The sequence below is a fragment of the Pseudoclavibacter sp. 8L genome (assembly GCF_902506465.1).
Taxonomy (GTDB): domain Bacteria; phylum Actinomycetota; class Actinomycetes; order Actinomycetales; family Microbacteriaceae; genus Pseudoclavibacter.
Genome location: NZ_LR733186.1, coordinates 1,853,139 through 1,865,106 on the forward strand (window position 1 = coordinate 1,853,139; position 11,968 = coordinate 1,865,106).

Consider the following 11,968-nt stretch of genomic DNA (forward strand, 5'->3'; position numbering starts at 1 on the left):
GGACATCGTGTCAAGAGCCATCAGGAAGCCAGCAGCAGAGCGCCGCGCCGACATCACCGCGGCTGCGATCGACCTCGCCCTCGAGGAGGGGCTCGCCGGTATCACCATGCGCGCCGTCGCCACCCGAATCGGCGTTGCCCCCGCCCTCGTCGCCCACTACGAGCCCAACATGGACGAGCTCGTCACGTCCACGTTCAGGGCCATCGTGGGAGGTGAGCTCGACGAGCTCGAAGCGCAGCTCGCGCCCGTCTCGTCGGCCTCCAAGAGGCTCGACCTGCTCGTGAGCACCCTCCTCGACGGCAGTCGCGACGCCGTCACGCACGTGTGGGTCGACGGATGGTCGCTCGGGCGGCGCAACGAGATCCTCGCCGAGGGGGTGCGAGCCGAGATGGACAGATGGCACGCTGCCATAACGCGCATCCTCGTCGAGGGAAGCGCGACGGGGGAGTTCCGAGTCCGCGAGGCGGACGCCGTCGCGTGGCAGATCCTCGGCATGATCGACGGCCTCAACGCCCACGCGCTCGTCCGCTGGGGGCGCGATGCAGACCGCGCCGATCTGCTTCGCTCAGTGCTTGATGCGATACTCAGAACTGAAACTGCCCAAATTCCTACAGAAACGACTAGTCTAAAGCGTGACTTCTAGCAATTCTTCCGTTCAGACCGAGGCCGAGGCTCCCTCCGAAGAGGCCCAGGCCCTGCCTACATTCGCCGATCTCGGTCTTGACGGGCCCGTACTCAAGGTCCTCAGCGACGTCGGGTACGAGACCCCCTCCGCCATTCAGGCCGCGACCATCCCCACCCTCCTCGAAGGCCGCGACGTCGTCGGCCTCGCGCAGACGGGAACCGGCAAGACCGCCGCGTTCGCGCTGCCCATCCTCTCCCAGCTCGACGTCGACCAGAAGACGCCTCAGGCGCTCGTGCTGGCACCGACCCGCGAACTCGCACTCCAGGTGTGCGAGGCGTTCGAGAAGTACGCGGCCCGCATGCGCGGCGTCCACGTGCTACCCATCTACGGCGGCCAGGGCTACGGCGTCCAGCTCTCCGCGTTGCGTCGCGGCGTGCACATCGTCGTCGGCACCCCGGGTCGCATCATGGACCACCTCTCGAAGGGCACGCTCGACCTCAGCGAGCTCAAGTTCCTCGTCCTCGACGAGGCCGACGAGATGCTCAAGATGGGCTTCGCGGAAGACGTCGAGACGATCCTCGCCGACACCCCGGACACCAAGCAGGTCGCGCTGTTCTCGGCGACCATGCCGTCGCAGATCCGCCGCATCTCGAAGAAGTACCTCAACGACCCCGCCGAGATCACGGTCAAGACGAAGACCACCACCTCGTCGACGATCACGCAGCGCTACCTCATCGTGAGCTATGCGCAGAAGGTCGACGCGCTCACGCGCATCCTCGAGGTCGAGAACTTCGAAGGCATGATCATCTTCGTTCGCACGAAGAACGAGACGGAGGGCCTCGCCGAGAAGCTCCGCGCACGCGGCTACTCGGCTGCAGCCATCAACGGCGACGTCGCTCAGGTGCAGCGCGAGCGCACCGTCAACCAGCTGAAGTCGGGCAAGCTCGACATCCTCGTCGCGACTGACGTCGCGGCACGCGGTCTCGACGTGGAGCGCATCAGTCACGTCGTGAACTTCGACATCCCGACCGATACCGAGTCGTACGTGCACCGCATCGGCCGCACGGGCCGTGCCGGTCGCACCGGTGACGCGATCAGCTTCATCACGCCGCGCGAGCGCTACCTGCTCGGCCAGATCGAGAAGGCGACCAAGCAGGAGCTCACGCAGATGCAGCTCCCCAGCGTCGACGACGTCAACACCACGCGCCTCACGCGCTTCGATGACGCCATCAGCGAGGCGCTCACGCAGTCCGACCGTGTCGAGAAGTTCCGCGACATCATCGAGCACTACGTGCGCCACCACGACGTACCGGAAGCCGACGTCGCGGCTGCCCTCGCAATCGTGGCCCAGGGCGAGACCCCCCTGCTCCTCGACGCGGAAGCAGAGCGCAAGGAGCGCTTCGAGCGCAACCAGCGCGAGCAGGCCGAGCGCAAGGAGCGTCGTGACCGCGAAGGTGGCGGCGACAGCCGTGGCTCGCGAGGTGGCGACCGCCGTGAGAGCGGTGGAGAACGTGCGCCCCGCCGCTCGCGCTCGAACGGCAAGCCCATGGCCATGTACCGCCTCGCCGTCGGCAAGCGCCACAAGGTCGAGCCCCGCCAGATCGTAGGCGCGCTCGCGAACGAGGGTGGCCTGAGCCGCGACGACTTCGGTGCGATCGACATCCGCCCCGGCTTCTCGCTCGTCGAGCTGCCCGCCGACCTGTCGAACGATGTGCTCGACAAGCTCACCGGCACGCGCATCTCGGGCAAGCTCATCGAGCTGACCCCAGACCGCGGACCGTCGCGCGACTCGGGCGACCGCCCCTACAAGAAGCGCTACGACAGCTGAATCGAGACTTCGTGAGATGCCCCTCGCCCGTGTGGCGAGGGGCATCTCTGCTTTGTCCAGGCTGCCGCGCGCTTTTGTCGAGGTGGCTTCCTCCTGCTCGGGAGGCCCCTGCCTCGGGGGCCGAGGTCGATGCGGAAACCGCTGTCGACTTCGCTTGTCGAGCGCAGGGCGGTCGAAGGTTCTTGGGCGTGGCGGCATCGTCGACGAGTCCAGCACAGCCCGCAGACGAAAAGGCGGGCCACTCGTGAGAGTGGCCCGCCTTTCCGCACTGGACTCCTCGGGGGAGACTAGTCGCGCGCGGTGCGCCGGCGCTTCAGCATGAAGAGCGCGCCCCCGGCCAGGCTCAGCAGGGCCGCGGTTGGAATCAGCCAATTCGGCATCTCTCCTCCCGTCGTGGCGAGGCTTCCGCCGTTCTGCGGCGTTGTAGGTGGCACGGGCTTGTCGGGCTGCGTCGTGGACCCCTCCGGGGTCGTTGGCGGCTGGGGAGGAACTGCGGGCTCAGTCGCCGTGGGCGTTGGCGTCGTGGTCGACGCAGGTGTTCCGGTCGGTTCTGGCGTTCCGGTCGGTGTGGGCTTCGGCGTGGCCGTGGGTGTTGGGGTAGCCGTGGGAGTTGAAGTGGGCCCTGGTGTCGAGGTCGGCGTCGGTTTCGGTGTCGAGGTCGGCGTCGCGGTCGGCTCGGGCGTTGAAGTCGGCGTGGCTGTGGGCTCAGGTGTTGCGGTGGGCTCGGGCGTCGGTGTCGGTGTCGGTGTCTGCGTCTGCGTGTTCGTGACCGTGATCACTGCACAGGCGTTCGACTTGGTGAGATCGACCGAATACGGCCCGGATACAACCGACGTGTAACCGGCGACCGCTTCCTCTTCGATCGTGTACGTGACCGGCTCGCCCGGGGCGAGCTGCGTCGGCAGGTTTTGCCAGACGTAGTGCTGAGTGCCGGGCGCCAACGTCACCGTCTGGTCCGCCAGCAGGGCGCCATCGAGGCCGACGGCGGGTGCGCCGTTCGCCAAGAGCTTGAATGTCGCGGCAGGCACGTCGAGTGGGCCCGCGGCCGGGGCTGCAGGGCAGGAACCCGTCCCGGCGCGCACGCCGGCTTCTGACTTGCCCGCCCACCGCTTCGCGAGCATGAGAGAGGTCGTGGGCTGCTCGGCGAACTCGGTGTCGCCCCAGCCTGAGGCGCTCACGAACTTGAACCAACCTCCGTCGACGACCTCGCCATCGATTTCGGTGGACGTGATGCTGGCGGAGTTCTTGATCTCGGCGTTCACCTTGGGGAGCACCGTGCGGTAAGAGAGCGCGTACTGGGCGTTGTCGCTCGGCTTCACGCCCTGCGATGCGAGGTAGTCGCTGATGCGCAGCTCGAGCGTTGTCGAGCCGTCCGGGTCAGTGGCGAAGGTGAGGAACTCACTGTCGGCAAGGCCGTAGAACGACTGGGGCGTGCCTCCGTCGCGGACGCTGAGTGTGAGGAAGTTCTTCAGGTACGGGCCAGCGAGCAGGCCGTCGAGCTCGGCTGCGGTGAGCGTCCGTCGTCCGTCGTCCGGGTCTTGTTTGATCTCAGGCGCGAACCCACCGAGGTTCTGCAGCTTGTCTTTCAGGATGATGTTCTGGCCGATGGTCGTGGGCTCGCCAGTCTGCCAGTTGTTCAGCTCCACGAACCATTGCGCGAAGATCTGACCGCTGTTCGCCGGCTGGATCCACGCGAAGTCGTACGCTGAGGAATCGAGCTTCAGCTTCTGCTGGAGGTTGACCGAGTCGCTGCTGTTGCCCGACCATTTGGTGATCATCATGGGGTTCTCGCCGGGAGCGGCACCGAACTTGATGACGGGGAGATATACGGCCTGGGCACCGATGGTGACCCGGTTGTCGACGGGGCTGCCCTCATCCGGGGCCTTCACGTAGGTGATGACGTACTCGAAGCCACCCGAAAGGGTGGTGGCACCAGCAGCGGCGTCGGTGAAGGTGACCGTGACTCTTCCGGTGCCGTTCGGGACGGCCGTGGCGATCTGCCCGAGCGCCACACTCTCGGTCGATGCCACGGCGAAGCCATCTGGCAGCGTCACATCGAACGAATCGCCCGGTGCCACCCCTGTTGGCATGCTGAAGCTGAAGGCCAGTTTGTAGGGCTGGTTCGGCGAAACCGTCTCAACGGCCTCGCCCGCTGCGTTGGTCAACGTGACGCCGCTTGTCGTTGGCTGCACGGTTGCTGCCGCCGCGCTTTGCGCAGCGAATGTCAGGCCTGCGAGTGCGAGTGCCGCGACAAGCAATGTCTTGAGAGTCGCCCCCGCGGTGTCTCGAAATGTGCGTTTCACTTCTCGTCTTTCCCCCGTCTGCTGGCCCCTTGGCACAGCACGAAGAACAAGACTATAGCCCGGTCCAATACTGAATCAGTCCGGATGTATGTAAATCCGCATTCTTCACTAAAAATTCCTGGTTCTGCTGATGGAGCACATCACAGCGTCGGTCGGGGGTGTTCTCCGCTGTGACCAGCTGGCGGAGGTGAACGCCACGGCCGCCGTCCACCGCTTCGCTAGAGTTGGCGTGCGCGACGACGCGCGTCCCACTCAGCCAAGGAGTATCGTGCCTGAACCCACCGCGGCATCTTCCCCTCGAGTCTTCTCCGACGATTTCGTCTGGGGCTCTGCAACCGCCTCCTACCAGATCGAAGGCGGTGCGGCAGAAGGCGGGAGGACCCCGTCGATCTGGGACACGTTCTCGCACACCCCGGGCAAGGTCGAGGGCGGCGACACCGGCGACGTGGCCATCGACCACTTCCACCGGTGGCGCGACGACGTCGAGACCATCACGGAGATGGGTCTGGATGCGTACCGCTTCTCGATCTCCTGGTCACGAGTGCAGCCCGGCGGCTCCGGCGCGTTCAATGAGGAGGGCATCCGCTTCTACTCCGACCTCCTCGATGCGCTCGTGGCGGCTGGAGTGAAGCCCGTGGCGACCCTCTACCACTGGGACCTGCCGCAGGAGCTCGAAGACGAAGGCGGCTGGGCGAACCGCAACACCTCATACGCCTTCGCGGAGTACGCGGCCCGCATGGCCGCCGAGTTCGGCGACCGCGTGCACACGTGGTCCACGCTCAACGAGCCGTTCTGCACGGCCTACCTCGGCTACGCCTCCGGCGTCCACGCGCCTGGGCGCACCGAGCCAGCCGCAGCGCTCGCGGCCTGCCACCACCTCAATCTCGCGCACGGCCTCGCCACGCGGGCCATCCGCACAGCGGTCGGCGAAGACGCCGTGGTCTCGGTCACCCTGAACTTCCATGTCATCCGCCCGGACGACCCCGAGTCCGCCGCCGACCGTGACGCCGTCCGCCAGATCGACGCCCTCGCGAACCGAGTCTTCCTCGGCCCCATGCTCTCGGGGCACTACGACGAGGACCTCATCCACGACACCCGCCACGTGACCGACTGGTCGTTCGTGCTGCCGGGCGACACCCAGCTCATCCACCAGCGCATCGATGTGCTCGGAGTGAACTACTACACGACGTTCCGCGTAAAGAAGTACCTGGGCACGGGGGAGCGCTCGCGCAACGACGGCCACGGAGAGTCCGCGGCGAGCCCCTGGGTGGGGGTCACCGACATCGACTTCGTCGACCAGGGGGCGCCCTACACGTCGATGGGCTGGAGCATCTTCCCCGACGGCCTCACCGAGCTCCTCGTGTCGCTCAGCGAACGCTACCCGGGGCAGGCGCTCATGGTCACCGAGAACGGCGCCGCCTTCCCCGATGTCGTCAGCGAGGACGGGCTCGTGCACGACCCGGAGCGCGTCGCGTACTACCGTGACCACATCGCCGCCATCGCAGACGCCATCGACGCCGGAGCTGACGTTCGCGGCTACTTCGCCTGGTCGCTGTTCGACAACTTCGAGTGGGCGTTCGGCTACAACATGCGCTTCGGCATCCTCCGCGTCGACTACGACACGCTCGAGCGCACCTGGAAGGACTCGGGGCGCTGGTACCAGCAGCTCATCGCCACGCGCACCCTCCCAGGGGCTGGTGCATGAGCGCGGTCGAACTCGTCATCTTCGACTGCGACGGGGTTCTCGTCGACAGCGAGGTGCTCGCGGTGCGGATCGAGCGGGAGATGCTCGCAGAGCTCGGCTGGCAGCTCACGCAGGACGAGCACGTCGCCCGGTTCCTCGGCACCTCCCAGGCGACCTTCGAGCGGAAGCTGCAGGAAGGACTCGGGCGTCCCGTGCCGGAGGGATGGTTCGCGCTGCAGCGCGAGACGCTCTTCCGTGCCTTCGACACCGAGCTGACGGCCGTCGACGGCCTCCCGGAGGCGCTCGCCGTCATCCAGGACGAGCTGGGGCTCGCGAGCTGTGTCGCCTCGAGCGGAGATCACGCGAAGCTCAGCAAGACGCTGGGGCACACCGGGCTCCACCCGCGCTTCGAGGGACGCATCTACAGCGCCACCGAAGTCGAGCACGGGAAGCCGGCGCCCGATCTGTTCCTTCATGCCGCCGACCGCATGGGCGTCGACCCCGGCAAGTGCGTCGTCGTCGAGGACAGCGCGTACGGCGTGCAGGCAGCGGTGGCAGCCGGGATGCACGCCTACGGCTTCGCGGGCGGACTCACGCCACGTGCATGGCTCGAAGATGCCGGTGCGCAGACGTTCGAGCACATGGCCGAGCTCCCGGCGCTCATCCGGGGCCATCAGCACCGCCACTGAAGGACGGTGGCTCCGCTTCGAGCCACCATCCTCGCGCGCCGAGAACGCAACGAGCCCACCCCGACAGATCGGGGTGGGCTCGTGTGGTTCGCGGGCTCCGCGAGACCGAAGTGCGGGCTACGCCGTGAGCGAGTCCACGTACTCCTGGTTCTCGGAGATCCACTGCTCGACGATCGGCGCGTAGTCGTCCGTGTCGTTCTCGTTGAACATCAGGTTCTCGAGCGAGTAGAGCTGCTCGGAGTCCATCTTGAAGTTCTGGATCCATGCCGCCGCGGTCGGGTGCGTCTCCACGATGTCGGCCTTGCCGTACGAGTGGATGCCCTCGGCGTCGCCCAGGAGACCCTGCGGGTCCTCGAGGTCACGCACGGGGAACGCGTCGTAGGCCCAGTGCGGGCGCCACAGCGTGACGACGATGTTCTCGCCGTTGTTCGTCGCCGTCTGCAGCTCGGTGAGCATCGCAGCGGTGGACGAGGTCTGGTAGTTCATCCCCTCGAGGCCATAGCCGGGGATGACGTCCTCCTGCGTGACGCGCGTGAGGCCAGCACCAGGCTCGATGCCGATGATGGTGTTGCCGAACTGGTCGGCCGAGCCGGCGAGCTCCTCCAGCGAGGTGATCGGGGAGTCCTCGTTGACCGCGATGGTCAGCGATGCCTCGTCGTTCCACGCGCCCAGGTCGACGATGTCGTCGCCGTACTCTGCGACGTAGTCGGAGTGCGTGACCGGCAGCCACGTGTCGAGCGTCAGGTCGTAGTCGCCCGTGGAGAGACCGGAGTAGACCGGAGCCGGGTCCGCGTACTCGAGCTCGACGTTGTAGCCCTGCTCGGTGAGGATCGCCTTCCACAGCTCGGACGCGGCGATGCCCTCGTCCCAGCCGTTGAACACGGCGATCGTGATGTCCTGCTGGTCGCCGTTCTCGAGCGTCTCAGCGGCGGTGTCGCCGGAGCATCCGGTGAGGGCGAGTGCCGCAGCGGAAGCCGCCGCGATCCCGGTGATGATTCGTTTCTTGGTACGCATGCGCGTCCTTTCGTTTCTGGTTAGGGGGAGTTGAGGTCTGTGGTCAGGCGGTGCCGGCCGCGACCGGCGCCCGAGTCGGGGTGGAGCTCGTGTCGACCTGCTCGAGATCTCCAGCCGCCTCGCGCTTCTGGGTGCGCTTGGAGCGGAGGAACGACGGCACGCGACGCTTCTGCCCGGCGAATGCGGCGGTCACCCGGTCGAGGAACATCGCGAGGATGACGACGGAGATGCCGGCCTCGAAGCCGAGGGCTACGTCGATCCGGTTGAGGCTCTGCACGACCTGCGCGCCGAGACCGCCCGCGCCGACCATTCCGGCGATGACGACCATCGACAGTGCGAGCATGATGACCTGGTTGACGCCGGCCATGATGGACGGCATCGCGAGCGGCAGCTGGATCTGACGCAGGATGCGGCCAGGGGTCGCGCCGAACGCGCGGCCGGCCTCGACCACTTCCTTGTCGACTCCGCGGATGCCCAGCTCGGTCATGCGCACGCCGGGTGCCATGGCGAAGATGATCGTCGCCACGATGCCGGGCACGACGCCCACGCGGAACAGGATGAGCGCGGGGATCAGGTACACGAACGCGGGCATGGTCTGCATGAAGTCGAGCACCGGCTTGATGGCGCTCGATGCTGCATCCGACTTCGCAGCCCAGATGCCCAGCGGGATGCTGAAGAGGATCGCGAGCGCACTTGCGACGAGCACGAGCGCGAGCGTCGCCATGGCGTTCTCCCACTGGTTCACGCCGACGATGACGAGGAAGCCGAGAAGGCTGCCGACGGCGAGCTTCCAGCCCTTCGCGAAGTACGCGATCGCGACGACGAGAATGAGGATCGCCCAGAACGGCGGCGTCTCGAGCACCCAGTAGACGCCCTCGTACATGCCCTGGAAGAGCGAGCGGATGACGGTGAAGACGCCGGAGAGCGCGTTCGTCAGCCAGTCGACGACCGCCTCCGCCCCGTCGCCGAGGGGAAGCCGGAACGTGGCCGGCAGGGTTGTGAGTGCGGTGGCCGCGATCATGCGTGGCTCCCTTCGAGAGTCTCTGCGATGTCCGCCGGGCTGACGCTCGTGACGGGGTCGATGATCGGGAGCAGGCCCGTGGTGCTCGGCACGTTGGCGAGCGAGGCGAGGATCGTGACGCGGGGAACCACACCGAGGAGGCGCTGGTTCTCGTCGACGACCGCGATCGGCAGGGTCGAGTCGACGGACAGCTCGAACAGGTCGGAGAGCGGCGTCTCGGGGGAGACCATCGCGATGTCGCGCTTGATGGCGCTCGCGAGGTCGGGCTGGCCGTCCTTCACGAGGCGCATGACGTGGCGGTCGATGACGGCGCCCTCGAGCTTGCGGCCCGTCGACGTGATGAACGCTCCGCCAGTCTGCGTGTCGCGCATGACGCGAAGCGCACCGCGTGGTCCCGCGCTCTGCGGGACGACTGCGCGTGCGGGTTCCATGACGCTGCCGGCCGTGAGCACACGAGCCCGGTCCACATCCTGGACGAACTGCGCGACGTAGTCGTTGGCCGGGTCCGTGAGGATCTCCTCCGGCGTTCCGATCTGCACGATCGCGCCGTCCCGCATGACTGCGATCCGGTCGCCGAGGAACATGGCCTCGTTGAGGTCGTGCGTGATGAAGATGATGGTCTTGCCGAGCTCGGCCTGCAGCTCGACGAGCTCTTCCTGCATCTCGCGGCGGATGAGCGGGTCGAGGGCGCTGAACGCCTCGTCCATGAGCAGGATGTCGGTCTCGGCCGTCAGAGCTCGGGCGATACCGACGCGCTGCTGCATTCCGCCGGACAGCTCGGACGGCAGCGAGTCGGCCCACTGGCCGAGGCTCACACGCTCGAGCACCTTGCGGGCTCGCTCGTTCCGCTCAGCGCGGGGGACACCCTGAACCTCGAGGCCGAAGGCTGCGTTCTCGAGCACCGTGCGGTGCGGGAAGAGCGCGAAGTGCTGGAACACCATGGAGACGTGGTTCTGTCGCACGCTGCGGACCTCGGCGGCGTCGGCCGTCGCGAGGTCGGTGCCGTGGATCACGATGCTGCCGGCGGTGGGCTCGAGCAGACCGTTGAGGGTCCGGATGAGGGTGGACTTGCCCGAGCCGGAGAGGCCCATGACGACGAAGATCTCGCCCTGCTTGACGTCGAAGGTGGCGTCGATGACTGCCGCGGTGACTCCAGCGCCGAGTTCAGATCTCGGCGTTCCGGAGCTCAGTCGCTTCGCGGCTTCCTTGGGCTTGCGCCCGAAGACCTTGGTGAGGCCCTTCACAGACACAGCTGTGTCGTTCACGCGTTCTCCCTGCGGTAGATGGATCGGACGCGAAAGGTCGCAGCGCTTCTCGACGGTGCCTCGGTGGGGGGAGGTCGTCGCGGTGGCGGCGGAGTACCAGGCGGATCAGCGCCAGAATCTCGATTGGGCGCGGATGCCACCCCAGGCGCGCGCTGCCGATCAAAATTGCCTAACTGAGGCAGCGGATAAAGCGCTCTGGGTTGGTCTTTCGCGGGGAATCGCGGCGCCGAACCGGTGTGGCGGCGATTGCTCCGAGAGTCAACGGTAGCAAGGGGGGTTCCCCGGGTATCGCCTGAAAGCCCTGATTTTCCGCCAAAGTCGCTGCATTCGCCGGGTGGCAACCTGGCGTCTCGCCTACGCTCATGCGGATCGCAGCGTGAACCGGGATAGTTACCGGAGCGTTACATCGTTGAGTGCATTCGGGCCAATCATCCGCCCAAGTTGGCCTGGGAGGATAGGCAAATGAGCGAACGAGCGCAGGATCCGCCCGTCACTGGCACCCCCGAGCAAGCGCCCCCGCGCACCCGACTCCTGAACCTCGTCGCCGCCCTGCTGGTGGTGTGCAGCGCAACCGTCCTCTTCGCCCTGGAGAGCAACCTCGGCTACCTCCCGCTCGTCGCAGGAGTGGCCCTCGCGTTCGTCGCCGATCGGAGCCTGGGACGAGACCTCCTGCTCATCGGAATCGGTATGGGCATCATCAGCCTCCACTCGATGAAGGCCGACATCTCGTGGGGCAACATCTTCGTCATGGGCACCGTGCTGTCGCTCGCCGTCGCCGTGCCGTATGCGATCTCCAGATGGGTCTACAAGGACCACGCCGTGCGGTTCCCGCTGCGTCGAGGGACACCGTGGTCGCGACCCGAGAAGATCTGGCTCGGCCTCGTGCTGGTTCTGGGCTGGCTCATCCTGCCGTTCTACTTCATCACCTCGGGCGTCTACCAGAACTGGCCAGCCGTCACGACGGCATCCGAAATCGGGCGCCTCTTCGTCGGCGTCGGGTTCGTCGGCATCTGGGACGAGCTCTTCTTCATCTGCACGGTCTTCACGCTCCTGCTCCGCCACTTCCCGTTCTGGGTCGCCAACGCCCTGCAGTCGATCGTGTTCGTGTCGTTCCTGTGGGAGCTCGGCTACCAGTCGTGGGGGCCGCTCCTGACACTCCCGTTCGCGCTCATCCAGGGCTGGATCTTCACGAAGACGAAGTCGCTCACGTACGTCATCTGCGTGCACCTGCTCTTCGACCTCGTCGTGTTCCTCGTCATCGTCCACGCCCATCACCCCGCCTGGCTCCCGATCTTCCTGTACTAGCTGCCCTCTGCCTCGTCCCCGTCATCGCTGCCCGGCGTTTCGCCCCCTGTAGGTGTCGTCAGAGGGACAAACGCCGGGCAGCGATCGCCGGGCAGTGTGCGGCGTGGGCGTCTCCACCGACTCTGGAGGCGGCGGGGCTGTGGCGAGCAGCTCGTGCATAGCCGGAGATCGAGGCGACGGTCGGAGTGTCGTGCGCGTCTACCTTCACGGCATGCCGCTGCCGCGCCCGTTGCC

At 66.7% G+C, this 11,968-nt stretch carries 9 protein-coding genes; 5 read left to right on the forward strand and 4 right to left on the reverse strand.

The features are described 5' to 3' along the window. Positions 1-7 precede the first annotated feature (7 nt). Together GV007_RS15400 and GV007_RS15405 are read left to right on the forward strand one after the other, a co-directional pair. Positions 8-643, forward strand: coding sequence for a TetR/AcrR family transcriptional regulator (locus tag GV007_RS15400; RefSeq protein ID WP_160073938.1), 636 nt, complete (start codon positions 8-10; stop codon positions 641-643). Continuing rightward, entirely contained in the window at positions 633-2,453 is a 1,821-nt protein-coding gene (locus GV007_RS15405; RefSeq protein ID WP_160073940.1) for a DEAD/DEAH box helicase, read from the forward strand. The genes GV007_RS15400 and GV007_RS15405 overlap by 11 nt, the downstream gene beginning before the upstream one ends. Positions 2,454-2,740: 287 nt before the next feature. On the opposite strand, the gene GV007_RS15410 is transcribed toward GV007_RS15405, so the two are convergent. Then, positions 2,741-4,792 (reverse strand): Cna B-type domain-containing protein, encoded by a 2,052-nt coding sequence (locus tag GV007_RS15410; RefSeq protein ID WP_328809502.1) that lies wholly within the window; start codon positions 4,790-4,792, stop codon positions 2,741-2,743. Positions 4,793-5,024: 232 nt separating this feature from the next. On the opposite strand from GV007_RS15410, the gene GV007_RS15415 reads away from it, so the two are divergent. Then, positions 5,025-6,461, forward strand: a complete 1,437-nt coding sequence (locus tag GV007_RS15415) for a GH1 family beta-glucosidase (protein WP_236558533.1) — start codon at positions 5,025-5,027, stop codon at positions 6,459-6,461. Continuing rightward, positions 6,458-7,129 (forward strand): HAD family hydrolase, encoded by a 672-nt coding sequence (locus GV007_RS15420; RefSeq protein ID WP_160073946.1) that lies wholly within the window; start codon positions 6,458-6,460, stop codon positions 7,127-7,129. Before GV007_RS15415 ends, GV007_RS15420 begins: the two co-directional genes overlap by 4 nt. Before the next feature lie 117 nt (positions 7,130-7,246). On the opposite strand, the gene GV007_RS15425 is transcribed toward GV007_RS15420, so the two are convergent. From GV007_RS15425 to GV007_RS15435, 3 genes are read right to left on the reverse strand one after another with little or no spacing between them, the layout of a single operon-like run. Further along, positions 7,247-8,143, reverse strand: coding sequence for a glycine betaine ABC transporter substrate-binding protein (locus GV007_RS15425; protein ID WP_160073948.1), 897 nt, complete (start codon positions 8,141-8,143; stop codon positions 7,247-7,249). 43 nt (positions 8,144-8,186) lie between these two features. After that, positions 8,187-9,164: an ABC transporter permease gene (locus tag GV007_RS15430; protein ID WP_160073950.1), complete on the reverse strand. Its 978-nt coding sequence runs from the start codon at positions 9,162-9,164 to the stop codon at positions 8,187-8,189. After that, complete coding sequence (locus GV007_RS15435; protein WP_104299607.1) at positions 9,161-10,429, reverse strand: quaternary amine ABC transporter ATP-binding protein; 1,269 nt, start codon at positions 10,427-10,429, stop codon at positions 9,161-9,163. Before GV007_RS15435 ends, GV007_RS15430 begins: the two co-directional genes overlap by 4 nt. 462 nt (positions 10,430-10,891) lie before the next feature. Here GV007_RS15435 and GV007_RS15440 point away from each other — a divergent pair, with 462 nt between their 5' ends. Further along, a complete protein-coding gene (locus tag GV007_RS15440; RefSeq protein ID WP_160073952.1) occupies positions 10,892-11,734 on the forward strand; it encodes a CPBP family intramembrane glutamic endopeptidase in 843 nt (280 codons plus the stop codon). The last annotated feature ends 234 nt before the right edge of the window (positions 11,735-11,968 follow it).

What these genes read in the sequence shown, in the direction of transcription:
- GV007_RS15430 (WP_160073950.1), bottom strand. Translation starts at nt 9,164, where the DNA reads ATGATCGCGGCCACCGCACTCACAACCCTGCCGGCCACGTTCCGGCTT.
- GV007_RS15440 (WP_160073952.1), top strand. Translation starts at nt 10,892, where the DNA reads ATGAGCGAACGAGCGCAGGATCCGCCCGTCACTGGCACCCCCGAGCAA.
- GV007_RS15425 (WP_160073948.1), bottom strand. Translation starts at nt 8,143, where the DNA reads ATGCGTACCAAGAAACGAATCATCACCGGGATCGCGGCGGCTTCCGCT.
- GV007_RS15420 (WP_160073946.1), top strand. Translation starts at nt 6,458, where the DNA reads ATGAGCGCGGTCGAACTCGTCATCTTCGACTGCGACGGGGTTCTCGTC.